The organism is Rhizobium sp. BK176, from assembly GCF_024808055.1.
Genome location: NZ_JANUBV010000007.1, coordinates 288,191 through 314,920, shown reverse-complemented (window position 1 = coordinate 314,920; position 26,730 = coordinate 288,191). Strand labels below are relative to the sequence as shown.

At 59.8% G+C, this 26,730-nt stretch carries 30 protein-coding genes; 17 read left to right on the top strand and 13 right to left on the bottom strand.

All coding sequences use genetic code 11. The features are described from left to right. Window positions 1-110: 110 nt before the first annotated feature. The 8 genes from FHT76_RS22420 to FHT76_RS22385 all read left to right on the top strand — a co-directional run bounded on the left by FHT76_RS22420 (window position 111) and on the right by FHT76_RS22385 (window position 6,944). Window positions 111-458, top strand: coding sequence for a GFA family protein (locus tag FHT76_RS22420; RefSeq protein ID WP_183861088.1), 348 nt, complete (start codon window positions 111-113; stop codon window positions 456-458). Next, on the top strand, window positions 437-754 hold the full coding sequence (locus FHT76_RS22415) for a hypothetical protein (protein WP_183861086.1): 318 nt from the start codon (window positions 437-439) through the stop codon (window positions 752-754). Before FHT76_RS22420 ends, FHT76_RS22415 begins: the two co-directional genes overlap by 22 nt. Before the next feature lie 159 nt (window positions 755-913). Further along, the gene (gene rpoD / locus FHT76_RS22410; RefSeq protein WP_016554629.1) at window positions 914-2,965 is read left to right on the top strand and encodes an RNA polymerase sigma factor RpoD; all 2,052 of its coding nucleotides are present in this window, start codon (window positions 914-916) and stop codon (window positions 2,963-2,965) included. 198 nt (window positions 2,966-3,163) lie between these two features. After that, entirely contained in the window at window positions 3,164-3,457 is a 294-nt protein-coding gene (locus tag FHT76_RS22405) for a GYD domain-containing protein (protein ID WP_183861084.1), read from the top strand. Window positions 3,458-3,621: 164 nt separating this feature from the next. Continuing rightward, window positions 3,622-4,809: a DUF930 domain-containing protein gene (locus FHT76_RS22400; RefSeq protein ID WP_183861082.1), complete on the top strand. Its 1,188-nt coding sequence runs from the start codon at window positions 3,622-3,624 to the stop codon at window positions 4,807-4,809. Window positions 4,810-4,912: 103 nt separating this feature from the next. Beyond that, complete coding sequence (locus FHT76_RS22395) at window positions 4,913-5,074, top strand: hypothetical protein (RefSeq protein WP_183861080.1); 162 nt, start codon at window positions 4,913-4,915, stop codon at window positions 5,072-5,074. Between the two features lie 112 nt (window positions 5,075-5,186). Next, on the top strand, window positions 5,187-5,987 hold the full coding sequence (locus FHT76_RS22390; RefSeq protein WP_259129479.1) for an AraC family transcriptional regulator: 801 nt from the start codon (window positions 5,187-5,189) through the stop codon (window positions 5,985-5,987). Window positions 5,988-6,056: 69 nt separating this feature from the next. Next, window positions 6,057-6,944 carry a DMT family transporter gene (locus tag FHT76_RS22385; RefSeq protein WP_259185880.1) on the top strand — a complete coding sequence of 296 codons (888 nt, stop codon included), beginning with the start codon at window positions 6,057-6,059 and terminating at the stop codon, window positions 6,942-6,944. A 21-nt stretch (window positions 6,945-6,965) separates the two neighbouring features. Here the strand turns inward: FHT76_RS22385 and FHT76_RS22380 are convergent, their stop codons facing one another. Then, window positions 6,966-7,826 carry an AraC family transcriptional regulator gene (locus FHT76_RS22380; protein ID WP_183861076.1) on the bottom strand — a complete coding sequence of 287 codons (861 nt, stop codon included), beginning with the start codon at window positions 7,824-7,826 and terminating at the stop codon, window positions 6,966-6,968. A gap of 130 nt (window positions 7,827-7,956) precedes the next feature. On the opposite strand from FHT76_RS22380, the gene FHT76_RS22375 reads away from it, so the two are divergent. Beyond that, window positions 7,957-8,892, top strand: coding sequence for a phytanoyl-CoA dioxygenase family protein (locus FHT76_RS22375; protein WP_183861074.1), 936 nt, complete (start codon window positions 7,957-7,959; stop codon window positions 8,890-8,892). Between the two features lie 86 nt (window positions 8,893-8,978). Further along, window positions 8,979-9,359 carry a DUF427 domain-containing protein gene (locus FHT76_RS22370; protein ID WP_183754399.1) on the top strand — a complete coding sequence of 127 codons (381 nt, stop codon included), beginning with the start codon at window positions 8,979-8,981 and terminating at the stop codon, window positions 9,357-9,359. Window positions 9,360-9,517: 158 nt separating this feature from the next. Here FHT76_RS22370 and FHT76_RS22365 read toward each other — a convergent pair whose 3' ends face one another. Continuing rightward, window positions 9,518-10,546, bottom strand: a complete 1,029-nt coding sequence (locus FHT76_RS22365; RefSeq protein WP_183861072.1) for a porin — start codon at window positions 10,544-10,546, stop codon at window positions 9,518-9,520. Between the two features lie 486 nt (window positions 10,547-11,032). Between FHT76_RS22365 and FHT76_RS22360 the strand changes: the two genes are divergently transcribed. Further along, window positions 11,033-12,052, top strand: coding sequence for a LysR substrate-binding domain-containing protein (locus FHT76_RS22360; protein WP_259185879.1), 1,020 nt, complete (start codon window positions 11,033-11,035; stop codon window positions 12,050-12,052). Here the strand turns inward: FHT76_RS22360 and FHT76_RS22355 are convergent. Beyond that, complete coding sequence (locus tag FHT76_RS22355; RefSeq protein ID WP_183861062.1) at window positions 12,040-12,492, bottom strand: VOC family protein; 453 nt, start codon at window positions 12,490-12,492, stop codon at window positions 12,040-12,042. The genes FHT76_RS22360 and FHT76_RS22355 overlap by 13 nt on opposite strands. Before the next feature lie 206 nt (window positions 12,493-12,698). Here FHT76_RS22355 and FHT76_RS22350 point away from each other — a divergent pair, with 206 nt between their 5' ends. From FHT76_RS22350 to FHT76_RS22335, 4 genes are all read left to right on the top strand, one after another. Beyond that, a complete protein-coding gene (locus FHT76_RS22350; RefSeq protein WP_016554617.1) occupies window positions 12,699-13,052 on the top strand; it encodes a DUF1428 domain-containing protein in 354 nt (117 codons plus the stop codon). 79 nt (window positions 13,053-13,131) lie between these two features. After that, window positions 13,132-13,554: a secondary thiamine-phosphate synthase enzyme YjbQ gene (locus FHT76_RS22345; protein WP_183861060.1), complete on the top strand. Its 423-nt coding sequence runs from the start codon at window positions 13,132-13,134 to the stop codon at window positions 13,552-13,554. Window positions 13,555-13,658: 104 nt separating this feature from the next. Then, window positions 13,659-13,961 carry a hypothetical protein gene (locus FHT76_RS22340; RefSeq protein WP_183861418.1) on the top strand — a complete coding sequence of 101 codons (303 nt, stop codon included), beginning with the start codon at window positions 13,659-13,661 and terminating at the stop codon, window positions 13,959-13,961. 170 nt (window positions 13,962-14,131) lie between these two features. Further along, on the top strand, window positions 14,132-14,479 hold the full coding sequence (locus FHT76_RS22335) for a hypothetical protein (protein ID WP_183754408.1): 348 nt from the start codon (window positions 14,132-14,134) through the stop codon (window positions 14,477-14,479). A gap of 78 nt (window positions 14,480-14,557) precedes the next feature. On the opposite strand, the gene FHT76_RS22330 is transcribed toward FHT76_RS22335, so the two are convergent. The 3 genes from FHT76_RS22330 to FHT76_RS22320 all read right to left on the bottom strand — a co-directional run bounded on the left by FHT76_RS22330 (window position 14,558) and on the right by FHT76_RS22320 (window position 16,464). Further along, a complete protein-coding gene (locus FHT76_RS22330; protein WP_259129484.1) occupies window positions 14,558-15,544 on the bottom strand; it encodes a DMT family transporter in 987 nt (328 codons plus the stop codon). 114 nt (window positions 15,545-15,658) lie between these two features. Continuing rightward, complete coding sequence (locus tag FHT76_RS22325) at window positions 15,659-16,144, bottom strand: NUDIX domain-containing protein (protein ID WP_183861056.1); 486 nt, start codon at window positions 16,142-16,144, stop codon at window positions 15,659-15,661. 59 nt (window positions 16,145-16,203) lie between these two features. Next, window positions 16,204-16,464, bottom strand: coding sequence for a hypothetical protein (locus FHT76_RS22320; protein ID WP_016554611.1), 261 nt, complete (start codon window positions 16,462-16,464; stop codon window positions 16,204-16,206). 373 nt (window positions 16,465-16,837) lie between these two features. Between FHT76_RS22320 and FHT76_RS22315 the strand changes: the two genes are divergently transcribed. Then, a complete protein-coding gene (locus FHT76_RS22315; protein WP_183861416.1) occupies window positions 16,838-17,326 on the top strand; it encodes a GAF domain-containing protein in 489 nt (162 codons plus the stop codon). Window positions 17,327-17,440: 114 nt separating this feature from the next. On the opposite strand, the gene cydX is transcribed toward FHT76_RS22315, so the two are convergent. The 7 genes from cydX to hemN form a co-directional block, all read right to left on the bottom strand. Next, window positions 17,441-17,551, bottom strand: coding sequence for a cytochrome bd-I oxidase subunit CydX (gene cydX / locus FHT76_RS22310; RefSeq protein ID WP_007790147.1), 111 nt, complete (start codon window positions 17,549-17,551; stop codon window positions 17,441-17,443). 12 nt (window positions 17,552-17,563) lie between these two features. Then, on the bottom strand, window positions 17,564-18,718 hold the full coding sequence (gene cydB, locus FHT76_RS22305) for a cytochrome d ubiquinol oxidase subunit II (RefSeq protein WP_183861054.1): 1,155 nt from the start codon (window positions 18,716-18,718) through the stop codon (window positions 17,564-17,566). Window positions 18,719-18,724: 6 nt separating this feature from the next. Further along, on the bottom strand, window positions 18,725-20,305 hold the full coding sequence (locus FHT76_RS22300; protein ID WP_183861052.1) for a cytochrome ubiquinol oxidase subunit I: 1,581 nt from the start codon (window positions 20,303-20,305) through the stop codon (window positions 18,725-18,727). A 76-nt stretch (window positions 20,306-20,381) separates the two neighbouring features. After that, window positions 20,382-22,070, bottom strand: a complete 1,689-nt coding sequence (locus FHT76_RS22295; protein ID WP_183861050.1) for an amino acid ABC transporter ATP-binding/permease protein — start codon at window positions 22,068-22,070, stop codon at window positions 20,382-20,384. Beyond that, window positions 22,067-23,758, bottom strand: a complete 1,692-nt coding sequence (gene cydD / locus FHT76_RS22290; RefSeq protein ID WP_183861048.1) for a thiol reductant ABC exporter subunit CydD — start codon at window positions 23,756-23,758, stop codon at window positions 22,067-22,069. The genes FHT76_RS22295 and cydD overlap by 4 nt, the downstream gene beginning before the upstream one ends. A 4-nt stretch (window positions 23,759-23,762) precedes the next feature. Further along, window positions 23,763-24,341 (bottom strand): GbsR/MarR family transcriptional regulator, encoded by a 579-nt coding sequence (locus FHT76_RS22285; RefSeq protein WP_016554605.1) that lies wholly within the window; start codon window positions 24,339-24,341, stop codon window positions 23,763-23,765. Window positions 24,342-24,489: 148 nt separating this feature from the next. Then, a complete protein-coding gene (gene hemN, locus FHT76_RS22280) occupies window positions 24,490-25,836 on the bottom strand; it encodes an oxygen-independent coproporphyrinogen III oxidase (protein WP_183861046.1) in 1,347 nt (448 codons plus the stop codon). A 118-nt stretch (window positions 25,837-25,954) separates the two neighbouring features. On the opposite strand from hemN, the gene FHT76_RS22275 reads away from it, so the two are divergent. Beyond that, window positions 25,955-26,671, top strand: a complete 717-nt coding sequence (locus FHT76_RS22275) for a Crp/Fnr family transcriptional regulator (RefSeq protein ID WP_246712578.1) — start codon at window positions 25,955-25,957, stop codon at window positions 26,669-26,671. The last annotated feature ends 59 nt before the right edge of the window (window positions 26,672-26,730 follow it).

Below are 26,730 nucleotides of genomic sequence, written 5' to 3'. Positions count from 1 at the left end.
CGCCCGTCATCACGCACCGGATCGGAATTGATGACTTCCGGGAGGGGTTCGAGGCGATGCGCTCCGGCAACTCCGGCAAGGTGGTTATGGATTGGAATTGAGGAGGTTCGATGCTCTACGAAGGAAGCTGCCATTGCGGTAAGATCGAATTTGAAGTGGAGGGGGAGTTGACCTCCGCCCTCGACTGCAATTGTTCGCTTTGCCGACGGCGTGGGGGACTGTTGGCCTTCGTGCCGCGCGACAAGTTCACGCTGAAAACGCCGCGCGAGGACCTGTCGACCTATACGTTCAACACGCATACGATCCAACACCGCTTCTGCGGCACGTGCGGCATCGCTCCCTTCGCGGAAGCGCAAATGCCGAATGGCGCCGAGATGGCCTGCATCAACGTCCGCTGCATTCCCGTGGTCGATCTGGCAAGTCTTGAGATTCAACATTGGGATGGGCAGTCTCACTAAGCTTTGGCGTGGCGCAAACAACTAGCGGCGGGCATGACGAATCTTGGGGCAACTTTGCCGTTCAAGAAGAATGTTGGCTGCTCTTGTCTTCTTGCGGTGACATCCTATCTATGCTTGGCAATCGCTTGAGCGGTTCCGGGCCTGTGGATAAGGCTTTTTCCGGGTTTTCTGAGGCTTTTTTTCTGGAAAAGCTTGACGAGAACAAAAAATATGGGAATCACCGTTCGACTTGGAAAGCGGTGAACTGGGTCAAGGGCGGATCGCACAACCATGGCCGGACATTCGATGACTTTTAAGCTCTGTCGTCCGGCGCCGGCAATCGTGGTTAATCAGGCATTAAATCTCATCCCGTTAGGTGAGAGTTGGTGATTCGAGACGGTCGTTTGCGGCGTATCGGCTGCGTGCGGCCGTTCACTGCGGCGAGTTTGAATAGCGTCAGGAAGGCGACGACATAAATGGCAACCAAGGTCAAAGAGAACGAAGAAGCGGAAGTCGAACGCGACGGCGGCACCGACGGCCCTCTTCTTGATCTTTCCGATGACGCGGTCAAGAAGATGATCAAGGCCGCGAAGAAGCGCGGCTATGTGACGATGGACGAGCTTAACGCCGTCCTGCCGTCCGAAGAGGTAACCTCCGAGCAGATCGAAGACACGATGTCGATGCTGTCGGATATGGGCATCAACGTCATTGAGGACGAAGAAGCCGAGGAAGCCACTGCCAGCAGCGACGACGATGATTCCGGCTCCGACGATGAGAGCGAAGGCGGCGAACTCGCGCCTTCCGGCGGCACCGCCCTTGCTACCGCCAAGAAGAAGGAACCGACCGATCGCACCGACGATCCGGTTCGTATGTATCTGCGCGAAATGGGCTCGGTGGAGCTTCTGTCGCGTGAAGGCGAAATTGCGATCGCCAAGCGTATCGAGGCCGGCCGCGAAACGATGATCGGTGGTCTCTGTGAGAGCCCGCTAACATTCCAGGCGCTGATCATCTGGCGCGACGAACTCAACGAAGGCACGACGCTGCTTCGCGAGATCATCGACCTCGAAACGACCTATTCCGGTCCGGAAGCGAAGGCTGCACCGCAGTTCCAGAGCCCCGAGAAGATTGAGGCCGACCGCAAGGCGGCCGAAGAGAAGGAAAAGACGCGCCGCGTCCGTTCCGGCGACGACGACATCACCAATGTCGGCGGCGAGGGCCTGCCTCCGGAAGAGGAAGAAGAAGACGAAGACGAGTCCAACCTGTCGCTGGCCGCCATGGAAGCGGAACTGCGCCCGCAGGTCATGGAAACGCTCGACATCATCGCCGAGACTTACAAGAAGCTGCGCAAGCTTCAGGACCAGCAGGTCGAGCAGCGGCTTGCCGCCACCGGCACGCTGTCTTCCGCCCAGGAGCGTCGCTACAAGGAGCTCAAGGATGAGCTCATCAAGGCCGTCAAGTCTCTGTCGCTGAACCAGAACCGCATCGACGCGCTCGTCGAGCAGCTCTACGACATCAACAAGCGCCTCGTTCAGAACGAAGGTCGCCTGCTGCGTCTGGCTGAATCCTACGGCGTCAAGCGCGACTCGTTCCTCGAACAGTACCAGGGCGCCGAGCTCGATCCGAACTGGATGAAGTCGATCGGCAATCTGGCGGCGCGCGGCTGGAAGGAATTCGCCAAGGGCGAAAACACCACGATCCGCGACATCCGCCAGGAGATCCAGAACCTCGCAACGGAAACCGGTATCTCGATTTCGGAATTCCGCCGCATCGTGCACATGGTGCAGAAGGGCGAGCGCGAGGCGCGCATCGCCAAGAAGGAAATGGTCGAGGCGAACCTTCGTCTCGTTATCTCCATTGCCAAGAAGTACACGAACCGCGGTCTGCAGTTCCTCGACCTCATTCAGGAAGGCAACATCGGCCTGATGAAGGCGGTCGACAAGTTCGAATACCGTCGCGGCTACAAGTTCTCGACCTACGCGACGTGGTGGATTCGTCAGGCGATTACCCGCTCGATCGCCGACCAGGCCCGCACTATCCGTATTCCGGTGCACATGATCGAAACGATCAACAAGATCGTCCGTACATCGCGCCAGATGCTGCACGAGATCGGTCGCGAGCCGACCCCGGAAGAGCTGGCTGAAAAGCTTGCCATGCCGCTCGAAAAGGTCCGCAAGGTCCTGAAGATCGCCAAGGAGCCGATCTCGCTCGAAACGCCTGTCGGTGACGAAGAAGATTCGCACCTCGGCGATTTCATCGAGGACAAGAACGCGCTGCTGCCGATCGACGCCGCCATCCAGGCGAACCTGCGCGAGACGACCACCCGAGTTCTGGCATCGCTGACGCCGCGCGAAGAACGCGTCCTGCGCATGCGCTTCGGCATCGGCATGAATACCGACCATACGCTTGAGGAAGTCGGCCAGCAGTTCTCGGTGACCCGCGAACGCATCCGTCAGATCGAGGCGAAGGCGCTGCGCAAGCTGAAGCATCCGAGCCGCTCCAGAAAGCTCCGCAGCTTCCTGGACAGCTAAGCTTCCACCTTCGATAAGAAACATCCGAGAGCCGGGCCTTGTCCCCGGCTTTTGCTTTTCGCTGGCTGCGGTGTTCCTTGTTGTCGAATGGGGACAGGAGTAAGGTATCGGCCACGGGGGAAGGGACCGACCACAGCGCATGAGCGAGGGTCGCCATAGCCTGTTGCGAGACCAAGACCCTCCGTCGGGAGGTGCGCAATGACCACTTACATCGTGCTTATCAACTGGACGGATCAAGGCATTCGCAATGTTCGCGACTCGGCAAAGCGCCTGGACGCGGCCAAGAGGCTGCTCGGTGATATGGGTGGCTCGTTCCAGCAGTTCTTCCTGACCTTGGGCGATCACGACATGGTTGCCGTCTGCGATGCGCCTGACGATGCCGTGATGGCGCGCTTCGGTCTGTCGCTCGGGATGGCGGGCAATGTGCGCACCAAGACGTTGAAGGCATTTCCGGAGGCTGCCTATCGCGAGATCATAGGCTCGCTCGGATAGTTCTGCGGTTCCTCTTGGAGAGGGCGATTGCTGGCAATCATGTGGACGATGTGCCGTGCGCGCACGGTTGTGCTCGTGTACGTGAGGCTTTTTTGTTTTACGGCTTGATGATGCCTTCTTAAAAGGTCACATCGGTAGCGTGGCGCAGGGCATCGTTCGCAGGCATGCAGCAGGTTTCGACAAAGAAATGGGGAGCATTCGGCTGGGGCATTTTCGCCTCGGTGCTTTTGCACGTTGCCGTCGTCGCCTTCTTCCTCGTGAAGTTGCCTTTGCCTGCTCCTCAGCCGGAAGAAGAAACAGTCAGCGTCGACCTCGTGCCTCCACCGGAGGAAAAGAAACCCGAGGAGAAACCTCCCGAACTGAAGGTACCGGAACAGCCAAAGCCCGAGGAGAAAAAGCCGGAGGAGAAAAAGGCAGAGGAAAAACCGACCGAGAAGCCCGCGGAACCGCCGAAGGAAGAAAAGGCCGAACAACCGCCTCCGCCACCACCACCGCCGCCTCCGCCTGAACAGGCAAAGGCGCCGGAAAAGAAGCCGCCGGAAGAGAAACCGCCCGAAGCAGCTGCAAAGGATGCCGAGTCCGAGGAACCGGCCGGCAAGGGGCAGCCTATGCCGGTGCTGCGCCCGGTAACGGAATTTGGCGACAAGGATACCGGACCGAAAAAATCGACCGAGGGAGACGCATCCGTCACGGGTCTGAAATCGGATACGGCGAAGCTTTCACCGGAGCCCAAACCGGCACCCCCGGAGGATCAGGCGAGGCCGGAGGAAACGGCAGATGCGGCCAAGGCCCCCGAAAGCAAGGAGCCTCCTGCCACTCCGGTTCCGCAGGATGTCGAACTGCCCCAGATCGACTTGGCGGATAGTCATGCCGAGAAGAACGGCCCTGCATCAGGAGCCGAGAACGAAGCCAAAACGAGTTTCGAGCTTGCAAAGCCGCCCAAGGCAACAAAGCCCGATGCGACCGCAACCGCCCAGGCGGACAAGCCCGTCGAATTGACGGAGGCGAAGACGCTGTTTTCGCAGAGTATGACGAACGATCCGGTGGCAAGAACCGCCATGGGAGATATGCCACGCGGTGCCCGCGTGGCGGAACTGTGCAGCACGGAGCTTAAGCAGCAGTTGATACACGGATCTCCAGCATATCGACCGGAAATCCTGCCATCCTACAGTCTTAAGAAGGGTACGATCCTTCAAGCCAGCAATGCGTTTCGGGCATCTGGTCGGTGGTATGATGTCAGCTTCCGTTGCGAGGTGGACGACGGGGCGACAAAGGTTAAATCCTTCAGCTTTGCTGTGGGAAATCCCGTTCCGAAGAGCGAGTGGAAGAGTCGTGGGCTTCCAAGCTTCTAGCTGCCGGAAAGGCCGCTACAGAACTGGCACCAGTTCGGCACAAGACAACCGGAATAGCCTCGTCTCATCGCCACATGTCGGTGGCGCGGGAAAGGACAATGAGATGTCGAACGAAATCGAGCGCTTCTTTGAACTGCAGGACGAGGCGACGAAGGCCGCCTTTGTCGAGAACCGTGGCGACGAGCTCACCGACATCCTGGTCGCAGCGCTTGAGGATGTATTTGTGATTCTCGGCGGCGGCGATTCTCTCGACACAATCCATTGATCCGCCAAGCCGATCAATCGCTGCCGTAACACCCTGAACCCAGCGAATTTTCTTTGCATTGTTTTGAGCAACCTGGGCTGGCATTATGCGGCATCACGTCCGGAGCGAATGCATGGCCCGCAGTCAGTTTCGCATGTTCAAGTCAGCAATTTCCGGTGTCGAGGCCGTGGCTGCTGATAGCAGCCAGAGTTTTGCACGGCACACGCACGAGCAGTTTGGCATCGGGCTGGTCTCGTCGGGCGCACAGAAATCTCTGAGCGGACGGGGGATGGTCGAGGCGGGTGCCGGCGATATCATCACCGTCAATCCGAACGAAGTGCATGATGGCATGCCGATCGGCGAGGGGAGATCCTGGCGAATCCTCTACTTCGATCCTGAGATAGTCGCGACCAACGTGTCCGATCTCACGGAGGGACGGCGATCTGCTGTCGAGATAGAACACCCTGTACTGCACGACAAAACGATCGCCGCGCAGTTCGAGGCGGCGTTTGCACTCGTGGTAAGTACAGGCGAGCATCGGCTACAGCGGGAGGAAGCTCTTCTCGTACTCATCGCACATGTGATGTCGGAGGCCGTCGCAAATGATGCGCAGGCGGCGCCGCGGGCCATCCGGATCGCGCAGGAGATAATTGACTGCGATCCGACTGCGGCTATCTCTCTGTCCGACTTGGCCCGCGCCAGCCAGCTCAGCCGGTTCCAGGTGCTGCGTGGTTTTGCCAAGGCGACCGGCATGACGCCACATGCCTATCTCGTCCAGCGCCGCATCCATCTTGCCCGGCGTCTGATCGCCGGCGGTGTAGCGTTGGCGGAGGCGGCCCTTGCCAGTGGCTTTGCCGACCAAAGCCACATGACTCGCGTTTTCGTCCGGAAGTACGGGGTCTCTCCGCGCACCTATGCCAACGCCGTCGCCTGACTGCACTGCAATTTCATACAAGATCGCCCGGCGGTTTTCGTCTTTCCTCTGCGCAAACAGGAGAGGGCGATGCAGCGACACTTGCAGGGTTATGTCTATCTGACGTTGGCGATGATGACGGTTGGCAGCACCGTCGTTGCAAACCGCGTCATTGCGTCAGGCATGCCGCCGTTCACAGCGACGGCCCTTCGCTTCGCCGTTGCTTTCCCGTTCTTTTTGCTGTTGATGCGCCTGACCGGAATGCGCCTCCCAAGCCTACCGTCTCGCGATTGGATCATCCTCCTCGTTCAGGCTGGTGCGGGCAGCGTTGGCTACACGACCCTGCTGATTTCGGGCCTGAGGTTGACTGCTGCCGCCGACGCCGGCGTCATCATCGGAACGCTGCCTGTGGTCGCCGGGGCGCTTTCCATTGTCGTCCTGCGTGAGAGGCCACATTCGTCGATGGTGCTGGCGATTGCGTTGGCGACGGCAGGAGTTCTCTTTATCGCCATTTCGCCCGATGCTGGAGAGGGATCGCTGTTTGGCAATATGTTGGTATTCGGTGCCGTCATCTGCGAAAGCCTATTCATTCTCCTCAACAAGAAGCTCAGCACAAAGGTTCCGGCGCTGACACAGTCGGCGGTGATGACGGGACTTGGATTTATTGTGGCGATGGTCGCGGCCTTGGTGACGGAGGGCGTTCCGGGCGAATTTCCCGCGGGCGCAATGTGGGCGGTGATCTATTACGCGCTTGTGCCGACCGTTGCCGGCTTTGTTCTCTGGTACGCGGGAGCGGAGCGTGTCAGCGGAATTGAAGCTTCGCTTTTCACGGCAGTCGCACCGGTCTCCGCGCTCTTGATGGCATTCGTCCTGCTCGGTGAGCCTTTGCATTTCCGTCAGATCGCCGGCGTTGTCTGCGTGCTCGCGGCAGTCCTGGGCCTTGGCTTGTTTCGGCGGCGCGAGATGAAGGCAGAATAGCAATGCGGTGCTACGGCATTATCAATGCTGGAAGAGAGCGCGATAATCCCGTGGGGTCATGCCTTTCAGCGCTCGGAACTGCCTGTTGAAGTTCGCGAGCGAGCCATAGCCGGCCGCGTCGGCGACAACAGCGATGGGCTGCGTCGTGCCCGACAGGCGAGCGCAAGCATCGCCAATCCTGATATGGATGAGGTAGTCGGAAATCGTCTTGCCCGTGTGTTTGAGGAAGAGCCGATGGAGCCCGGAAAGGCTGAGGGCCGCGATATCGGCGAGTTCGGCAAGAGCGATGGGCCTGCCATAATTCATGTGAATGTGGTTCAGCAGCCGATCGATCCGCTCGCGATTCTCGCCGGCTGTTTCGCGCGGCGGCGATGTCGTTGCCAACGGCTGCGATGATGTATCCCCGGATAGTTGGTGCAGAATAGCGAGCAGGGTGAAGAGGCGTTCGGTCGGCGCAGCAACGAACAGGCTTTCGTACAGCGGACGAATCGCGATTGCGGCGCCGTGGCTGAACTGGAGCCCCCGATCGGCGCGGGCAAGCATGGCCTCGATGGCGCGGAGCTCGACAGAGGTCTGCGCCAGCCGTTGCGTCCAATCGGGATGAAACCACGTAACCAGTGCTACATGCGGCGCGGATGGAGCGATCTTCTCCCGCGAGGACCATGTGTGTGGCAGGTTCGGACCAACCAGCACGAGGTCACCATCGTCATACTCCCCGACATGATCGCCAATGAAGCGCTGGCCTCGCGAGTTCAGCGTCAGGGTCAATTCGAACTCGGGATGATGATGCCACTGGAAGGGAATGGAATCGTCCAGACGCCTATTCAGGCGGCTAAGAGAGCTCTCCGGTTCTTGTATCAGTTTTTCGAGATATGGCCTCATCCGGCGCCCGCATTTTTCATGACGCCAGAATAGTATCAGTATTTGCCAAGCCGCGACAACATCCGACTATCTGGCTTGGTATTCTTCGTCATCACCTGTGGAACAGGGATTGGCTCGATGGAGGATAAATATGCAGCAGTCACTCAAGCGGGACGCGCACCCGACAACGTCAACGACGACGACGCAACTCAAGGATATCAAGAAGATGTTGCCGCTTCGCGTGCTATCGGAGGCGGACTGGCAACATTGGATTACGAAAGGTTATGTCATCGTTCGCCAGGCCGTCCCTGCGGCGAATGTCGAGCGGCTTGTCGAAGTGCTCTGGCGTTTTGACGAGAAGGACCCGAACGACGCATCCACCTGGTATGCGCCGCAGCGCCGTGAGCACAAGATGAAAGAGCTCAACAACACCGGCATGCTGGAAATCTATAATCACCAGGCGCTGTGGGATAACCGTATGGAGCCGCGCGTCTACGGCGCCTTCGTCGATATCTGGGACCGGGAAGATCTGTGGGTGACCATCGATCGCGCCAATCTCAATCCGCCAAAGCAAGTCAAAGGCAATCCGAACGGCTTCATTCATTGGGACGTCGACACCTCGATCCGGCCGTTGCCGATCGGCGTGCAGGGCGTGCTCAGCCTGAAGAAGCAGGATGGCGATGTCGGTGGGTTCCAGTGTGTTCCAGAGCTCTTTCAGCATTTCGAGGAATGGGAGAAGACGCAGCCGGCAGACCGCGACCCCATGCACCCTGATATGACCGGACTGTCGATCGTCAATATCGACATGGAGCCGGGAGATTTGATGATCTTCAATTCGCTGCTCGCGCATGGCGTGCGACCGAACCACTCGGCCGATCGAGTCCGGATGGCCCAATATATCTCAATGCATCCCGCAGAGCACGACGACGTCGGCGAGCGGGACGAGCGCATCCGCCTGTGGCGCGAACGTGACCACCCTAAGCGTGACGCCTTTCCCGGTGATCCGCGCGAATGGGAGAGATACAATACGGCGACGGCAGAGCTTTCGCCGCTTGGACGCAAGCTGCTTGGGCTAGAACGCTGGTAGTTCCGAAATACGCGGAAGCTGAGCACGGCTCCTGCAATCTGATACAGCGGCTCCTATATCTGGTTTCTGGCCGAAAGGAGCTGCTGATGTCCGCACACCCCATGAAAGTCCCAGGTCCCGATCACCCGATTACCGTCAGGCCTAATCCAGCCCGCGTCGTCGTGAAGCTGCGTGGGCAGGTTATTGCCGATAGCCGCAAAGCCTTAACACTGAAGGAAGCCTCTTATCCTGCCGTGCTGTACGTACCGCGTGCCGATGTCGACATGGCGCTTCTCACTCGAAGTGATCACCACACCTATTGCCCCTACAAGGGGGAAGCATCGTATTTCAACATCATGATGGGTGAAGAAGATTTCGCGAATGCGATCTGGACCTATGAAAGTCCGTACGCGGCGGTCAGCGAGATCAAGGATCATCTCGCCTTCTATCCCGATCGGGTCGATTCAATCGAGGAGTTGCCGGGCTGATGCCGCGGAAGTGCGGTGGCATGCTTGGGAGGAGAAAAACAAGGACGGTCCGGCAGGGAAACCGGACCAGTCCCCGTAACTGATCGGAGGTCAATCGGATCAGAAAACGCGATACACACGGCGCCCAAGGTTGATCCAGGGCGCCGGGATTTTTTGGATTAGAACGCGCGCTGCAGGCGGAAGAAGCCCTTCGTCACTTCGTCAGCGTCATCCGGGTCGGTATAGTCGACAGTCGCCTTGGCATAGAGGTTGTCTACGATCTGGTAGTCGACGGTGATGCCGACCTTCCATGCGTCGCCCAGGCCGTCGAACGAGTGCGGGATAGCGCCGTTATCCGTGTCCGTAGCGTAGTTGCCGAAGTACTGAGCCATCGGGGTAACCGTCCACTTGTCGGTTGCCTTTATCGCGTATTCTGCAGCAACGGTCCATTCCGACTGAGCGTAGTAAGAGTTCGGACCAGACGCGTAGACAGCCGCCAAGCCGAGCGTGCCGGGGCCGATATCAGCGAAGATCATGCCGCGGACAGCACCTTCTTCGTTGTCAGTGTCATAGCCGCCAATAACCTGGTAGCTGACGACGCCAGCCTTGCCGCCGATGCCGAACGCAACGCCGACGTTGTTCGGGTTCTCACCGTCCTTGTAGTAGCCGTCCTCCAGCTCGTCTACGCTGATGCCGGCGTAGAAGTCGCCGTTTTCATACTGGTAGCGGATGGAGTTGTGCAGGGTTTCGAAGCTCGACAGAACGTCAGGCTCGCCCGAAAGATCGTCATCCCACCAGCTGTAGAACAGACCAGCGCGGAAGCCGGCGATGTCGATGTAGGCCGAGTCCAGGGTCGAGTTGGTCGACGTGTTGTCGCCGTTGTTGCGGAGAACGATTACGCCGGTGAGCGGACCGTATTCCGTGTCGCTCTTGGCGGTGAACTGAACCTGAGCGCGCGTACGGGCGTTCCAGTCCGAGGTACCCTTCTGATCCGGGCCGCCGTAAACTTCAAAACGCAGGTAACCGCTGACCTTGAGGCAGGTTTCGGTGCCCGGGATGTAGAAGTAACCTGTGCCGTACGCGTCGCAGACGCGGACGTATTCAACCGGCTCGGGTTCAGCTGCGACGATTGCATCAGCAGCGAAGACCGGCGTGGACCCAGCAGCAAACGCTGCGGCGGAGGTCAACAAAGCCATCCGTATGTTCATTTGAAATCCATTTCCTTTTCGACTGAACAGCCGCCATGGGAGATGGGGCCGTTCCGATAGTTTGCCTTTCGGCTGGCGGATCAGCGAACCGCTGAAGCCTTAATTTCATCCTTGATTAAATCTATCAATTCTCCCGGTATCAAAATGCCTCCTTGTGACGGTTCTTTGGTATTCTGTGTGGTTTTTATGTAACAATATCAAATACATAGGCGAAAAATCACACTGCACCGCAGTGCTGCGGGCATTGGGACGGCTAAGACTGTTTTCGGAGGCTCATAAGGAGCGCGTCTGGCGCCACCATTGCAATGGCGCCAAAGAAAATCTCCCCGCAGATAATCCCGCCATTCTCCCAATTGAAGGGCAGGGATTGGAACGCAGTGTTCCAAATTTGGAACGAAAACTTCTGTAGGGCGGTTGGCATTACCCGCCGCGAGCGGTAATCGGTAGCGATCGCAGGCCTATCGCTTTATGGAAAGAGGTTCCCCGATGCTCAACGCAGAGGGTGTTTTTCAGGATCTGAACGATTTCGTCTATTTTGCCGCAGTTGTTCGCCACAACGGTTTCTCCGCCGCGGGGCGGGTACTCAGCATGCCGAAATCCAAGCTCAGCCGGCACATCACTGCGCTCGAGACGCGGCTTGGAGTCAGGCTGCTGGAGCGGACTGTCAATCGGTTCCGGGTGACGGAAGTCGGGCGTGCTTTTTACAATCACTGTGAAAATATGCTGCGTGAAGCGGATCGAGCGGCGAAGGCGATCAACGATGCCACGGGAGAGCCGCAGGGACAGATCCGCATAAGTGTGCCACACGGATTGCTGGATGGTGCGCTTGGCACCATGATCCCGGAGTTTCTCAATCGATACCCCAAAGTTCAGCTGCAGATATTCACAACGGATCGACGGGTCGATATCATTGACGAGCGCCTCGACCTTGCTGTTCGCGCACAATTGACCGAGGAGACCGATTCTGAGCTGACGATGCGTGTGCTTAGCAAGGTGGATCTGATCCTTGTTGCTAACCAGAAGGTTGCAAGCTCGCTGCCGTCGATCGAAGGCATCGACTGTCTCGTCGATGCGCCAACGGTATCGTTTGCCGGACCGCTCACGGAATGGCAGGACTTGGATATATGGGAATTCACTGGACCCGACGGCACCCGGTACCGGCACCAGCACAAACCGCGCATGAGCTGCCGCAGCGTCTCCGCAGTGCTTGAGGCTATCTATGCCGGCGTAGGGGTCGGGCTCTTGCCAGACCACATTTGCGCCGAAGGAATACGCGACGGCCGGCTGGTTCGCCTTCTGCCAGATCATCAGATGTCCCAGGCGACGATCTATCTCGTCTTCACTGCATCGCGAGGACTGCCGACGGCTGTTCGGGCGCTCGTGGACTTTCTCGTGGAACAATTTCGCACGCTGCGCGTCACCACGCAGTGCCAGGAAGCCGAGATGCAAGCGCAATTGAAGGATCGGATACCGCTTTTCGCGCTTTCCGGAGGTCAGCCCGCATAGGCCTCGTCGAGCGTCGCGACATCGATCTTCACCATCTGCATCATCGCGGCCTGCACGCGCATGGCTTTTTCGCTGTCCGCATCGTTGAGATAGCGCATCAGCGCATCGGGGATGATCTGCCAGGAGAGGCCGAAGCGGTCCTTCAGCCAGCCGCACTGCTGCGGCTTGCCGCCATCGAGGAGCCTTTCCCAGTAATAGTCGACCTCGGCTTGGTCCTTGCAGCGGACGAAGAATGAGATGGCTTCGGTGAACTTGAACTGAGGGCCGCCGTTCAGTCCCATGAACTGCTGGCCCTCCAGGTCGAACGTGGCGGCGAATGCCCTACCGTCCGGGCCTCGCTTCACCTGCGGATCCACGGTGCTCTTGAATACCGCGCTATAGAAGCTGATGGCTTCATCGAGCTGGTTGTCGAACCAAAGGAAAGGCGTGATCTTCTGCATCGGTTGTCCTCCTGGGCGTTTAATCTGTGGCAAGGACGCCAAAAGAGGAGAGTTGCCGACAATCGAAGGCGAATTATTCCCGATGGGAAGTTGGCCGCACATCCTTGCCTGTCGTCGATCCCGCCTAGTTTTCTTTCGAAGAGGGATGTCGGTCCAAGCCAACTCCGTTCGTCCTTGGACGTGCAACAACGCAAAGGGAGTAAAACATGTCCTATGTCGATGGGTTCGTCGTGGCCGTGCCGCAGAAGAACATCGAGGCCTACAAAGCCTTTTCAGCCACAACCGGCGCTGTCTGGAAGGCCCATGGTGCCAAGGAATATGTGGAATGCATCGCCGACGATGTCCCCTACGGTGAACTGACCTCGTTTCCCCGGGCGGTTCAGGCGGCCGACGATGAGGTCGTGGTCTTTTCCTGGATCGTTTACGGCTCACGCCAGGAGCGAGATGAAATCATGACGAAGGTGATGGCAGACCCCCGTCTGCAAGGCGACGAGTGGAAGTCGATCTTCGACGGCAAGCGCATGATCTTCGGCGGGTTTGTTCCCTTCCTGCAGCTTTGAGCGGCGCGGGAAACCTGCATTGACATGAGGGCAGCGCGACGCCACGTCTCATAAGAGAGACGCAAGCGGAATCGTGGCTATGGCTCAGAAGATCATCAGCATTTCCACCAGAGGCCAGGGCCTTTACGAGTTTACTGCGGAAGCGGCGTCCTTCGTTCGCGCTAACGGCGCGGCCGAAGGGCTGCTGACCGTTTTCGTGCGCCACACGTCTTGCTCTTTGCTCATCCAGGAAAATGCGGATCCAGATGTTCGGACAGACCTCGATGCGTTCTTCCGCCGATTGGTGCCGCCGAGCAGCGACCCGTCGATGCGTTGGATCGTTCATACGACCGAGGGACCCGACGATATGCCCGCGCATATCAAGGCCGCCTTGACGCAGGTTTCCATCGGTATTCCCATGATCGGCGGTCGGTTGGCACTCGGCACCTGGCAGGGGATTTACCTGTTCGAACATCGCGACAGACCGCACCGACGCGAGATCGTGCTGCATCTGAGCGCCTGAACCGGAACTGAACGGAAGGTTCGAAGATCATTCATTTTCAGATAGTTATGGTCTGCACAATCCCAAACGGGAGATGCAAAAAAGAGCGTTTAGAGAGTAGTATGATGACCCATTTTCTCGCCAAGGCTTCGTTTGCGGCCCTTATCGCATTGGCTTCAATTCCTTTCACGGCACCGAACGCCTCGGCTTCCGAATGGGGACGTCCGCCGGTCGCCAGTGTCCAATATCGTCCCGTCTACGCCTGCTCGTCCGTGCAGGCCGTTCAGAAGGCGCGCTGGGCAGGGGTGCGCTATGCGCGCGTCACCAATGTCACTCCGCGCCGGGTTGTCGTCTCCGGCCGGAATTACCGGGGCTGGGACCAGATGGTGTTCGCCAACGTTCGTGGTTGCCCGCTGATCCGCCGCTAAATCGCTTCGTCCACAATGGTGGCCCCCGCTTGCCTTGGCGACGCCATTTTCAGCCTGCTTTGTGCGAATCGCATATGACTGCGAAAATCCGGAAAGGTTGGACCTGAGCTTTTCCGGCAAGAGTGTATCGAATGGGACGGTCGTTTCCGTGCCCTGATGGAGAATTTTCGATGATGCAATTTCTGGCCAAGGCCGGCCTCGCGACTCTGCTCGCTGCCGGCACGGTTGCCGGAGCGGTTGCGCCGGCTTCCGCCCAGGTAGATGTCTACATTGGCAGCGGTCGTCCGCCACCGCCTCCCGGCTACTACCGCCCGCCACCGCCTGACTACAATCGCCCGCCGCCACGTCCGCGCGGCTGCGACCCGCGGCTTGCTGAAGATATCGCACGCGACTACGGCTTCCGCCGTGCCCGTGTGGTCGACGTGACGCCACGCCGTGTGATCGTGACAGGCTGGACGCGTCGCGGTGCTGACGAAATCAGCTTCGGCAACGTCCGTGGCTGCCCGGTCCTGCGTTAACGGTTGCCGTCGCCAAACTCTGACGAAATAGAACCGCCTTTGCCAACGGTCTTTCCGACCTAGGCAAGGGCGGTTTTTTTAGGCGTGGGAGACCGCGTGGGAGCCGCTCTGTGCCGGCCGTTCTGCGTGGTCAGTCTCTTCCGCCGAGGTTGCAAGCGGCGCCTGGCTGTCAGCCGAAACGACGGCCCGTGGCAGCGGAGTGCCGCGCTTCTTTTCACGTGCCAGCGTCAACAAGCCGGAACAGACGATGAGAACGATACCGGCAGCCATCGGCAGGTCGATGCTGTCGTCGAAGATCAGATATCCGAACGCGATTGCCCACAGCATCTGACTGTACTGAGGTGGGGCAACGAGGTTGGCCGGCGCCAGCCGGGCGGCGGTCATCAGCATCACGTTGCCAGCCGCGCCGAGAAGGCCGTAGCTTGCAATGAACAGCCATTGGCGTGGTGTCGGCACGACCATCTCGGACAGCATCATGATGCCGCTGACGGCGATCGTACCGAGCAGTGCCGCACCGTATAGCGACAGGCGCTTTTCGGCTGGCCCCATCTTACGCATCACGACAATCGAGATTGCAGCAACGAGACCGCCGATCGCCGCGGCCAGGTGACCGGCGGACAGTTCGCGGAAGCCCGGTCGCAGCACGACCAGAACGCCGAAGAAGCCGACGATGACAGCAGCCCAGCGCTGCCAGCGGACATCTTCCCTGAGGAAGATTACCGACAGGATGGTCACGAACGACGGCAGGAGAAACAGCAAGCAGAAGGCCTCGGCCATCGGCAGCTTCGTAAACGTGATGATCGACGCGATCGCACCTATCGCGCCGCAGGCGAACCTCAGTAGCCATAGAGGGCGGTTCGTGCTTCTGACAATATCGAACCAGGAGTCGCCCCTTCCTTTGATAAACGGCAGGGCAGCACCGCCGAAGAGCGCGCCGATAAAAGCGATCTGGTAAGCTGGCACGCCGCCATGCAGGAGCTTGATCGATGCATCGCTGAAGGCAAACACGGCATATGCACCAAACGCGACGAGAACACCGCGCAGTGCAGAGGAGGGGGCTGTCATGAGTCAGATTCGTCCGGAAGAGGGTCTTGCAATCTTTACGGATTGCTGACGGCAAAGCGACAGCCGATTGCGAATAGCTGCCATGCACAATCGCTGGCCAGCGTTCGCCGGACCTTAGGTTACATATATCTCTAATGGGCTCTGCGATCGCCTCCGGAGGAAATCCGCGAGCAGCGGCTGTTGGCCTTTCAGAATCTTTCGCTCGGCATCCGACAATGTGAACCATTCGGCCCGGTCGACTTCCGGAAACTCCGCCATCACCCCAGAGCGCGGCGGCCACTCCATCCGAAAGTTATTGCTGGCCACCGCTTCCAGGTCGATGTCGGCCTCAACGGCCCAGGCAGCAACAATCTTGCCACCGGGTTGCTTGTAGTCACCGAGATGATGAAAGCTGCCTTCGACTTCAATCCCGAGTTCTTCGCGGGCTTCACGCCTTGCTGCGTCCAGTTCATCTTCGTCTTCGTTGACGAGGCCCTTGGGGATCGACCAGGCGCCTATATCCTTCTTGGCCCAATAGGGTCCCCCCGGGTGGACCAGGAGGACCTCGTAGTCATCATCATGGAGGCGGTAGATCAACAGACCTGCACTTCGCTTCGCCATATCGACTGCATCCTTCGCTTATCGGGAGGAGCGCTGGGCGGGGAGCCCAGCGCGCTGTCTCAATTCGGAGTCTGGCGAAGCGCCGCGCCGTAGTCGCGGTAAACGCTCAGGCAATCGGTATAGCTAAGCGAGCCGTTGTCGCCGTAAATGACATGGGCGCTGGATGCGCTGGTCGCCGCTTCTTCCGATACGAAGAGGATCGCCTCGCCAAGCGATTTTCCCATGATCGGCTCCTCGGTGCCGTCTTCCTGCATGATGCCTTCAATAATTGCGGCGATCTGGCGGTGGCTAAAGACCGCCCGTCTGTCTTCCGGTGTCATCGTTCTTACCTCTGCGTGAAATCAATGCATCTATCTGCCCAGCCGAAGCGGTTCATGACTTCCTGCGCAGCCGTGGTCGAGTTGGCTGCTCCGCTTGTCGGAATGCCCTAACAATGAGGGGCGGCAGGCGCTTTACCTAACCGTCCGTATCGCCGTGCGCGCAAACCGCAGCTGCCGGCCGACTTAAGTCGCGATCCGCAATAGGTCGCGATAGGAACTAGATAGAGTCTTATTGTCGACCGGCAAGATGGCCGCTGACAACTATCACCATCTGGTGACGTGACGGTTCATGTCGCCCTTCACGATTGCGTTTGGCAAGTGGGATGCGTGCGACTATATCGTCGCTGATGAGACAAACAGGGCGATAACGGACATGTTTCAAGCCGCGACGATAAATTCTGCCAACAAGGCCGATTTCTACAAAGAGCTTTGCCAGCAATTGCAGGGGCTTCTGCATGGCGAGAGCGATGCGATCGCCAATGCTGCGAATACCTCGGCGCTCATGTTCGAAATGATGCCGGATCTGAACTGGGCGGGCTTCTATTTCCTCAAGTCGGATAGCGAGCTGGTTCTCGGACCATTCCAGGGCAGACCGGCCTGTGTCCGCATCGCGGTTGGCCGCGGGGTCTGCGGAACCGCTGTCGAAAAAGGGGCATCGATCCTCGTCGAGGACGTGCATGCGTTTCCGGGACACATCGCCTGTGACGCAGCTTCGCGTTCGGAACTCGTCGTGCCGCTTCATCACGACGGCAAGATCCTCGGCGTTATCGATCTCGACAGCCCGACGGCGGCGAGATTCGACACCGAGGACCAAGCTGGCGTTGAGGCGCTGGCTCGGATCTTCGTCGCCGCAAGCTACTGAAGTCTGCCAGGGTTAAGGAATACGGCAGCGGAAGCGCTGCTATCCCGCTAAAGAAAAGGGACGGTCCCTCGAAGGACCGTCCCTTTGTCGTTCTCAAATCGAGGCCGGAGCGCGTTACTGCTTTCGCTTCTTCGCCTCGTCATCCATCAGTTCGTACCACATCGCGTTGAGGACTGCGAAGGCGGCGGCCAAGGGCAGGCCAAGTATCCATGCGAAATACCACATTGTTGTTCTCCTTCAGTAGGCGTGGCCGCTCTTGTCGGTGACCGTCTTCTCGTCGACCTTTCCCCAGAGCACTTTGTAGACCCAGGCGGTGTAGGCGAAGATGATCGGCAGGAAGATCACCGAGACGACGAGCATGGTGAACAGGGTGGAATGGCTCGACGATGCATCCCATACCGTCAGGCTCGAGTTGGGCTCTAGCGACGAGGGCAGGATGAACGGGAACATCGAAAGGCCGACGGTGGAAATGATGCCAAAGATCGACAGCTTGCTGAAGAGCAGAGCCGCGACCTCCCACCTTGCCCGCAGCGCGAGGAAGGCAGCGGCGGCCCCCGCGAAGCCGAGGATCGGGGCGATCAGCATCCACGGATGAGTGCCGTAGTTGGCGAGCCACGAGCCGTCATGAGTGGCCGTCTTGAAGAGCGGGTTCGACGGGCCGCCAGGGTTGATCTCACTGGTAATGCTATAGCCGTTCACCCCAATCGCCAGGAAGATTCCGCCAAGCGCAAAGAGAACGATCACGGCGAGCGAGGCAAGGCTGCCATAGGTTCTTGCCCGCTCGGCAACCGGGCCTGTGGTTTTAAGGACCAGCCAGGAGGCTCCGTGCAAGACCAACATGGAGACCGAGAGCAGTCCGCAAAGCAGGGCGTAGGGGTTCAACAGTCCAAAGAACGAACCCTCATAGAAGATCCTCATATCAGCTGGATCGAAGCGGAACGGCACGCCTTGCAGCACATTACCGACCGCGACGCCGAAGATCAGTGACGGGACGAAGCCGCCAATGAACAGCGCCCAATCCCAGTTGCTGCGCCAACGCGCGCTCTCTCGCTTCGAGCGGTATTTAAACCCAACCGGACGCAGGATGAGCGCCAGCAGAATCGCGAACATCGCGAGATAAAAGCCTGAGAACGACACTGCATAAAGCGGCGGCCAAGCCGCGAAGATGGCGCCGCCGCCGAGGATCAGCCACACCTGGTTTCCTTCCCAGACCGGGCCGATCGTGTTGATGGCGACGCGCCTCTCCGTGTCCGTCTTTGCGACGAAGGGAAGCAGCGTGCCGACGCCAAGGTCGAAGCCGTCCGTGGCGGCGAAGGCGATCAGCAGCACCCCGAGGAGCAGCCACCAGATCATGCGCAGGATTTCGTAGTCTATGAGTTCGTGCAGGATCATGATGGATCACTCCGCTGCGGGGACGAGAGTTTCGGAGATGAGTTCGGCTTCCGGCTCGTTGTCAGGGTCCGGTCCCTTCTGGATGGCCCGGATCATGAGCGTCATCTCGACGACGATGAGGGCGGTATAGAGGGCAGCAAAGCCACAGATCGTCAGCAGAACCGTGCTTGCGCCGAGGCTCGACACGGCCATTGCCGTCGGCAGCACGCCTTCGATGACCCAGGGCTGGCGTCCGATCTCTGCGACGATCCAGCCGGCTTCGATGGCAATCCAGGGAAGCGGGATGGCGAAGACGGCGATCTTCAGCAGCAATGGGTACTTGTCCAAGTGACGTCGCGCCGACAGCCAGAAGAAGGTTGCCGTCAGGACGATGAAGAACATGCCGAGCCCGACCATGATGCGGAACGACCAGAAGAGCGTCGGCACATGCGGAACGGTATCGCGTGCGGCCTGGGTGATCTGCGCGTCGGTCGCCTGGCGTGGATCATCGACATAGCGCTTCAGAAGGAGAGCATAGCCAAGCTCGTGCCCGATTTCCTCGAAGGAACTGCGCAGCTGAGGTGCGATCGCATCCGGCGTTGCGGCCGCGCGGATCTGCATCAGCGCGTCGTAAGCCTTGATACCGTCGCGGATACGAGCCTCAGCCTTCTGTTCCAGTTGGTCGATGCCGGGGATTTCCGTTGTCAGGGAGCGGGTACCGATCAGGCCCATTACCCAGGGAATATGAACGGCGAAATGCGTTTCGCGAGCTTCCTGATCCGGGAAGCCGAAGGCGGTGAAGGCAGCCGGTGCCGGTTCCGTCTTCCACATGGCCTCGATGGCGGCAAGCTTCATCTTCTGGTTTTCAGTTGCGAGGTAGCCGCTTTCATCGCCGAGGACGACGACCGAAAGCGCCGATGCCAGGCCGAAAGATGCGGCAACCGTCATCGAGCGCTTGGCCATTTGCAGATGGCGACCCTTCAGCATGTACCAGGCAGAAACGCCGAGCACGAAGATCGAGGCGCAGACGTAACCAGCCGAGACGGTGTGGACAAATTTCGCCTGGGCGACGGGGTTGAAGACCACGTCGAAGAAGCTGGTGACCTCCATCCGCATCGTTTGCGGATTGAGCGCCGAACCGACCGGGTTCTGCATCCAGCCGTTGGCGATGAGAATCCAGAGCGCCGAGAAGTTGGAGCCAAGCGCCACGCACCATGTCGCCACCAGGTGACCCACCTTTGACAGCTTGTCCCATCCGAAGAAGAACAGGCCGACGAAGGTCGCCTCGAGGAAGAAGGCCATCAGCCCCTCGATCGCGAGCGGAGCGCCGAAGATATCGCCGACATAGTAGCTGTAGTAGCTCCAATTCATGCCGAACTGGAATTCCATGACGATGCCGGTGGCGACACCGATCGCAAAGTTGATACCGAAGAGTATGCCCCAGAACTTCGTCATCTGCCGCCAGATCTGGCGGCCGGTCATGACGTAGACCGTCTCCATGATAGCGAGCAATACGGAGAGCCCTAGCGTCAAAGGTACGAATAAAAAGTGGTAAAGCGCAGTCAGCGCAAATTGGAAGCGCGATAGCGCAACTATGTCCAGTTCCATTGTCTTTCTCCCACGGTCCCACGGGATATGAAGAGTCTCCGCCAAGCCGGATTGCCGGGCGGCCATGCGGTGTGGCTCAGTCCGGTCTCAGCCGGTTCAAAGCCTTTTCGAACGCCGCCTCTCCGCGACGTGAAACTTCTGTGATGCGCCCATCCTCCATGACGGCGATGACATCCGCGATTGCTGCTTCGCGACGGATATGCGTGGCGATGACAAGCGAGCGCCCCACGGCTTGCTCGGCCAGACGTTGCATGACGTCCCGCGCGGTTGCGCCGTCGAGGCCCTCCGTTGGTTCGTCCAGCAGCCAGAGTGGCGTGTCGCGGAGGAACAGGCGGGCAAGAGCAAGGCGGCGCGACTGACCACCCGAGAGCCCCATGCCGCCTTCGCCAAGTTGAGTGTCGAGGCCACGCGGTAGGGCTGCGACATCCTGCAGGAGGCCTGCAGCGATAAGTGCGTCGCGCAACGCGGCATCCGCTGCGTCGGGGCTCGCGAGTTGGAGATTGCCGCGAACGCTATCTTGGAAGAGCTCCGTCCGTTGCGTCAGAAGCGTGGCGTCGAGTCCTTCGGCGGCTCCTTCGGTTGGGAACATTTCGGCTGCGAGGAGCGACAGAAGTGTCGACTTACCTGCACCGCTGGCGCCGACCAGCGCCAGCTTCGCGCCTGCCGGTAGGTCGAGGTCGACCTCGTGAAGCACAGGCGTTTCCGCGTCGTATCCTGCGCTGACGCGATCCAGGCGAAACGCAAATCCGGGACGCGGAGTCGCGTTGCTGTGCGGGTCTTCGTTTGCCGACAGGCGAGGCGCGATGCGGCGGGCAGAAAGAAGCGTGCGGCCAAGTTCCATCGCTCCGCGACGCAGCGCACCGAAGGGTTCGACCGCGGCGAATGCGATCAGGATACCCAGCGTGGCAACCGCTGGGCTGATTGCTTGCGCTCCGGCCAATGCCGCAACGGCAAGTAGCGAACCGGCCAGAAGAGCGGTCGTCGCTAAGCCGAAACCGAAGGTAACGCCGGTTTCGATGCGGTTCAGGCGATCATCGGCAGAGGCTGCGTAGCGGTCAGCGTCGGCAATCGCAGCCCGTTGGGCGTCGAGGCGTCCGGCCATCAACAAGTCGGTTTGCCCAGCGACGAGATCGATGGTGCGGGCGCGAATGGCTTCGATGCCGTAGGTGCGGCGGCGGGCATGCTTTGTTGCCCGGCGTCCGGCCAACAGTGGAATGCCGAGCCCCGTGCCGAGGAGGGTGGCACCGACGGCCAGCCCGAAGAGCGGGTTCATTGGACCGAGGGCGATGCTTGCGGAAAGTGCCGCAATGATTGCCACGCCGGTCGGAACCAGCACACGTAGATAAAGGGAATCCAGCGCGTCGATGTCGCCGGTCAGACGGAAAAGCAGCCGGGCGGGCCGGCGTGCGAGTTCGCGTGCGGCGCCGGGTGCCGCCCATCCACGAAATAGGCGCTCGCGCAGGGCGGCGAGTACGCTCAGCGTTGCGTCGTGAGTGGTTAGCCGCTCGCCGTAACGCGAGGCGGTCCGGCCGAGTGCAAGCAGGCGGATGCCGGCCGACGGCATGAACACGTCGAACGTAGCGACCGCCGCTGCGGAAAGTCCGGCAATGCCGGTGGCAGTGATGAACCACCCGGAGAGACCAAGCAGGGCAATTCCTGCCGATACCGTGGTCGCCGAAAGCGCAGCTCCGAGGAGCAGGCCGCGGCGGCGTTCGGCAAGGAAAAGCTTGGCGATCGGCCTGAGGGTGGAAAGCGATGCGCTCATTCGGCGGCCTCCCGTACAGTTTCGCGATCGAGGAGGATCGTCTGCTCCATGCGGGCAGCAAGCTGCGGATCGTGAGTCGCGACAACGAGCGTGCGTCCCTTGGCAAGGGCAAGGAGGCTCTCGGTGATCTCGCTTGCGGTTTCGGCATCAAGGTGCGCGGTCGGCTCGTCCGCAAGTACGATACACGCTTCCGCATTGCAGGCGGCACGGGCGATGGCGAGGCGCAACGCTTCGCCGCCTGATACTCCCACACCACCATCGCCAAGCGGACGGCGAGCGTGGCTGCGGGCGAAACGGTTGAGCTTTGCGAGATTGAGTGCTTCTGCCACAGATTGCATGGAAACGTTCGGTCGGCCGAGCGAAATGTTGCCCGCGATGGTGCCGGCAAATATGTGCGGCTTCTGGCCGACCCAGGCGATCTTATCATGAAGGGCGGGGCTGACCGGCTGTCCGTCGATCGTGACGCTGCCGGTGTCGCCGGTCACGTGACCAGCGATCAGCGCGAGCAGGGTCGATTTACCAGAGCCGCTGGGGCCGAGAAGCGCAACATGCTCGCCAGCACGGACGCTCAAATCAAATCCATCGATGGCGGCGTTGCTGTCCTTGCCGTAACGGAAGCCGACATTGGCCAGGCGGATGGCGCCGGCCGGTGCCACGGCGGGTGCGTCGGTTGCGGTGGGCAGTTGAAGGCCTTCCACATTTAAAGCATCGATTGCCTTCATGGCGGCCTCGCCGGCGGCGCGATCATGCCAGACGGCAGAGAGCTCCCGCAGCGGCTCAAAGAACGCAGGTGCAAGCAGCAGCACGAAGAGGCCGCTCGTCAGATCGAGGCCTCCGGCCCAGGCGCCGAAACGGATTTCGCCGAGCAGCGAGAAGCCGACGTAGACGGCGACCAGAGCGACGCCCAGCGCTGCGAAAAGCTCCAGAACAGCCGACGACAGGAAGGCGATCTTCAGGACGGCCATCGTTCGGGTTTTCAGCGACTCAGAGTCTGCCCTGAGTCTTGTTGCGGTAACATCGACGGCACCCAGCGAACGGATCGTCGCCATGCCACGCAGGCGATCGAGGAGGAAGCCGTTGAGGCCTCCGGTCGCGGCCAGCTGCTTCTCGCTGGCCGCCTGCGCACGCCAGCCGATCAGCGCCATGAAGACCGGGATCAGTGGCATGGCAAACAGGAGAATGAGGGCGGCAATCCACGAAATCGGGACAACGCAGGCTAGGATGACCGATGGTACGGCACTCGCCTTGAAACGGGCCGGCTGAAAGCGCGAGAGATAGGGAACGATCATTTCGGCCTGCTCGCCGATGACGCTTGCGGCTTCGCCGGAACTCGGTCTTGTGCTGTCGATCGGCGAGCGTCTGGCGAGGGCTGCTGTGGCAAGTTCGCGCCGGGCCGTCAGTTCGGTTCGGGCGGCACGAAATGCCATGCGACCGCCCGCCGCTTCGAGACAGCTTTTCGTTATCCCAAGCAGGGCGATATAAACGGCGAGCCCGAAGACCTCGTTGAAGCCGCCGCCATCTGCGATCCTGCCGACTGCGGTGGCGAGAATGGCCGCCTGCGGTATCCAGATCAGCGATGCGAGCGTCTGGACGGCTGCTGCCATTCGAAGCCCGCGATGTCTGGGCACAGGTTTTTCCGGCTTGCCGAAAGCCTGCTTTCCACTTGCGTCTAAGTAAGCACTCCCCATAGCGCTAACTCTTGTTCGCAGGATTGGGCCGGCGGCTGCGGCCGAGCGAAACAACTCGATCCTTGGCCTCCAACAGCTTCGTCACTTTCGCACCTAAAGAGAGTAGCGTTGCAAGGCGCTCGGTTTCAAGTTGTTTTACGTCTTCATACCAATGCGTTAGCTGCTCGATCAGCGCGTGCATCTCGCTCATGCGCTCTTGCGCATGGCGCTCGGCTTCACTTGCCGGCCGCTGCATCAGGATTTCGCGAAGGACCGAGAGCGTCGGGTCTACCTCTCGCTTCTTGCGCTCTTCGGCCAGAGTGCGCAGAATCTGCCAGACATCGTCGGGCGTGGTGAAGAAGTCGCGCCGGTCATCCGGCTTGTGCTTCAGCAGCACCAGGTTCCAGGTCTGAAGTTCGCGCAGGCTCATCGAGACATTCGAGCGCGAGATGCTGAGGGCATCGGCGATTTCCTCGGCGCATAGCGGCGAAGGAGACACGTAGAGCAGCGCATAGATCTGGCCGACCGTGCGGTTGATGCCCCAGCGCGAGCCCATTTCACCGAAGTGGAGAACGAAGGATTGAACAAGCGGCGGAAGGTTCATCGGGGTTTCCGTTATGTCTGTGATTTCAGAAATTTCTGAAATTACTATAACTGGCTTGGCTCTATGGGCAATCGGGGAACAAAGGCTGCGGCAATTTGGTGTCGCGGCGAGTCATAGGAAGATTCGCCGCGACAGAACTTGATCTGGATCAAACGGCGATCGAATGTTTCGCCCGCCCCTGATCGAGATAACGATCGAATTTCGCAGCGATCGCCCGCACGAAGGGCCGGCCTTTCGGTGTGATCGCGAAGGTGTTGCCGTCGAATGTCGTCAGTTCATCCTCGTTGAATAGATGCGCCCGCATCGCATCGGTGACGACAGCGTCGGCGGCGCGTCCAAAGCGTGATCGGAGATCGGAGACAGAGAAGGCGTAGCTGCACATCAGATCCTCGATGGCGGACGCAGCTGCGCGGTCGCCGTCAGAGAGGGAAAAGCCGCGAGCAACAGGTAGACGACCGTCCAGGATTGCCCGGCAGTATTGCCCCGTCGCCGTGATGTTCTGGACATAGCCCTGCGGCAGCCGCCCGATCGAGGACGCGCCGAAACCGATCAATGCGTCCGCCTCGTCGGTGGTGTAGCCTTGGAAATTGCGTCGAAGCGTGCCGTGGGAAAGCTTCTGTGCCATGCAGTCACCTGGCTTTGCAAAATGATCGATCCCGACAGCCACATATTCGGCGGCAAGAATGGCCTCGGCACCGGCAGCCACCATCTCGAAGCGTTCCACCGGACCGGCCAACGTCGCTGCATCAATCTGCGACTGATGCTTCTTCATCCAGGGGACATGGGCATAGCCGAACATGGCGATCCGATCGGGCGCCATGGAGAGACATTGTTCGATCGTTCTCAACAGCATCGTTTTGTTTTGGTGCGGCAGGCCATAGACGATATCGAGATTGATCGAGGAGACACCGAGATCTCTTAGCGTGGTCACGACGTCAGCCGTCTCCTCGAAGCTTTGTGGGCGGTTGATCGCGGTCTGTACGATCGGCTCGAAATCCTGCACGCCGACACTTGCCCGCGTTATGCCCAGGGATCTCCATGCCTGCAGGCGCTCGGCGTCGACATGAGTCGGGTCGATCTCGACGCTGATCTCGGCGTTCGATGCAATATCGAAATGCCGATCCAGTGTGTCGCGCAATCTCTGCAGGTCTATTGGGTTCACGATCGTCGGCGAACCGCCGCCGAAATGGATCGCACTGACCTTGCGCCGCTCGGGCAGGCACCCGGCAACAAGCTCGATCTCCCTGTTGAGAACATCGAGATAGGCGGCGATCGGGTCGTAGCGGCGCACCTGCTTGGTATGGCAGCCGCAATAGGAGCAGAGCCGATCGCAAAACGGGATATGCAGATATAGCGACAGCGATCCATCCGCCTCCTGGCCGAGCCATTCCCGATAGACCGCTTCGTCGACGCCGTCATGGAAGTGCGGAGCCGTTGGGTAGCTGGTGTAGCGTGGCACGCGAGCGGCGTAGCGGGCGATGAGTTCGGCGTTCATGGCGTGTCCTTTTGGGGAAGCCATAACCGGCCCCGAACGGCGACACTTTGATCTCGATCAAGAAAACGCTGTTCTCCCGCTGCAGCTGTAGTCTATGCTTTTGCGCGGAGCTGATTTGATGCGCAAAGACATACATAATTCAAACATACCAGTGCGTTGCATGAGCTGCGAGGTTCGCCACAAGGGCATTTGCGGTGCGCTCAGCGCCGATGAATTGCTGGCGCTTTCCGCGCATACGCGCCTGGTCAACCACGAATCCGGCGATGAGCTTGCCGGCGAGAAGATGCCGGCCGAGTCCTACGCGACCGTCATCCGCGGCGTCGTGAAGCTCACCAAGACGCTGGAGGACGGACGCCAGCAGATTGTCGGCCTGCAGTTCGCGCCCGATCTTCTCGGCAGGCTGAACGCGAATGAGAATGCAGTGTCGGTGGAGGCGGCTTCCGACGTCAACCTCTGTCGCATTCCGAAGGCGGCGCTGGAGCGCATGGTCAAAAGCAATCCTGCGCTTGCCGAACGCCTGATGTCGCAGACGCTGCGCGAGCTCGACGAAGCCCGCGACTGGATGGTGACGCTTGGGCGCAAGACGGCGGCGGAGAAGGTTGCGAGCTTCCTGCTTTTGATCGCAACGCATCTCGATCCCGAGGCCGTCGGCGAAAAGCGCAAGTTCGATCTGCCGCTATCGCGGGCTGACATTGCTGACTTCCTTGGGCTGACGATCGAGACGGTCTCTCGCCAGATGTCGAAGCTGAAGGCCGATGGGGTGATCTCGATCGTTGCCAACAGGCATATCGAGGTGCCGAAGCTCTCGAAGCTCAAGGCCTGCTGCGGCTCCTGACGATCTCTGTGCGACACCCTTCAATGCCGGTTGCCGAGGAAGCTCATTCCGTGCAGGAG

Bases quoted from the DNA above. Each gene is read 5' to 3' on its own strand.
- FHT76_RS22420 (WP_183861088.1), top strand. From the start codon at position 111: ATGCTCTACGAAGGAAGCTGCCATTGCGGTAAGATCGAATTTGAAGTG.
- rpoD (WP_016554629.1), top strand. From the start codon at position 914: ATGGCAACCAAGGTCAAAGAGAACGAAGAAGCGGAAGTCGAACGCGAC.
- FHT76_RS22405 (WP_183861084.1), top strand. From the start codon at position 3,164: ATGACCACTTACATCGTGCTTATCAACTGGACGGATCAAGGCATTCGC.
- FHT76_RS22400 (WP_183861082.1), top strand. From the start codon at position 3,622: ATGCAGCAGGTTTCGACAAAGAAATGGGGAGCATTCGGCTGGGGCATT.
- FHT76_RS22395 (WP_183861080.1), top strand. From the start codon at position 4,913: ATGTCGAACGAAATCGAGCGCTTCTTTGAACTGCAGGACGAGGCGACG.
- FHT76_RS22390 (WP_259129479.1), top strand. From the start codon at position 5,187: ATGGCCCGCAGTCAGTTTCGCATGTTCAAGTCAGCAATTTCCGGTGTC.
- FHT76_RS22385 (WP_259185880.1), top strand. From the start codon at position 6,057: ATGCAGCGACACTTGCAGGGTTATGTCTATCTGACGTTGGCGATGATG.
- FHT76_RS22380 (WP_183861076.1), bottom strand. From the start codon at position 7,826: ATGAGGCCATATCTCGAAAAACTGATACAAGAACCGGAGAGCTCTCTT.
- FHT76_RS22375 (WP_183861074.1), top strand. From the start codon at position 7,957: ATGCAGCAGTCACTCAAGCGGGACGCGCACCCGACAACGTCAACGACG.
- FHT76_RS22370 (WP_183754399.1), top strand. From the start codon at position 8,979: ATGTCCGCACACCCCATGAAAGTCCCAGGTCCCGATCACCCGATTACC.
- FHT76_RS22365 (WP_183861072.1), bottom strand. From the start codon at position 10,546: ATGAACATACGGATGGCTTTGTTGACCTCCGCCGCAGCGTTTGCTGCT.
- FHT76_RS22360 (WP_259185879.1), top strand. From the start codon at position 11,033: ATGCTCAACGCAGAGGGTGTTTTTCAGGATCTGAACGATTTCGTCTAT.
- FHT76_RS22355 (WP_183861062.1), bottom strand. From the start codon at position 12,492: ATGCAGAAGATCACGCCTTTCCTTTGGTTCGACAACCAGCTCGATGAA.
- FHT76_RS22350 (WP_016554617.1), top strand. From the start codon at position 12,699: ATGTCCTATGTCGATGGGTTCGTCGTGGCCGTGCCGCAGAAGAACATC.
- FHT76_RS22345 (WP_183861060.1), top strand. From the start codon at position 13,132: ATGGCTCAGAAGATCATCAGCATTTCCACCAGAGGCCAGGGCCTTTAC.
- FHT76_RS22340 (WP_183861418.1), top strand. From the start codon at position 13,659: ATGACCCATTTTCTCGCCAAGGCTTCGTTTGCGGCCCTTATCGCATTG.
- FHT76_RS22335 (WP_183754408.1), top strand. From the start codon at position 14,132: ATGATGCAATTTCTGGCCAAGGCCGGCCTCGCGACTCTGCTCGCTGCC.
- FHT76_RS22330 (WP_259129484.1), bottom strand. From the start codon at position 15,544: ATGACAGCCCCCTCCTCTGCACTGCGCGGTGTTCTCGTCGCGTTTGGT.
- FHT76_RS22325 (WP_183861056.1), bottom strand. From the start codon at position 16,144: ATGGCGAAGCGAAGTGCAGGTCTGTTGATCTACCGCCTCCATGATGAT.
- FHT76_RS22320 (WP_016554611.1), bottom strand. From the start codon at position 16,464: ATGACACCGGAAGACAGACGGGCGGTCTTTAGCCACCGCCAGATCGCC.
- FHT76_RS22315 (WP_183861416.1), top strand. From the start codon at position 16,838: ATGTTTCAAGCCGCGACGATAAATTCTGCCAACAAGGCCGATTTCTAC.
- cydX (WP_007790147.1), bottom strand. From the start codon at position 17,551: ATGTGGTATTTCGCATGGATACTTGGCCTGCCCTTGGCCGCCGCCTTC.
- cydB (WP_183861054.1), bottom strand. From the start codon at position 18,718: ATGATCCTGCACGAACTCATAGACTACGAAATCCTGCGCATGATCTGG.
- FHT76_RS22300 (WP_183861052.1), bottom strand. From the start codon at position 20,305: ATGGAACTGGACATAGTTGCGCTATCGCGCTTCCAATTTGCGCTGACT.
- FHT76_RS22295 (WP_183861050.1), bottom strand. From the start codon at position 22,070: ATGAGCGCATCGCTTTCCACCCTCAGGCCGATCGCCAAGCTTTTCCTT.
- cydD (WP_183861048.1), bottom strand. From the start codon at position 23,758: ATGGGGAGTGCTTACTTAGACGCAAGTGGAAAGCAGGCTTTCGGCAAG.
- FHT76_RS22285 (WP_016554605.1), bottom strand. From the start codon at position 24,341: ATGAACCTTCCGCCGCTTGTTCAATCCTTCGTTCTCCACTTCGGTGAA.
- hemN (WP_183861046.1), bottom strand. From the start codon at position 25,836: ATGAACGCCGAACTCATCGCCCGCTACGCCGCTCGCGTGCCACGCTAC.
- FHT76_RS22275 (WP_246712578.1), top strand. From the start codon at position 25,955: ATGCGCAAAGACATACATAATTCAAACATACCAGTGCGTTGCATGAGC.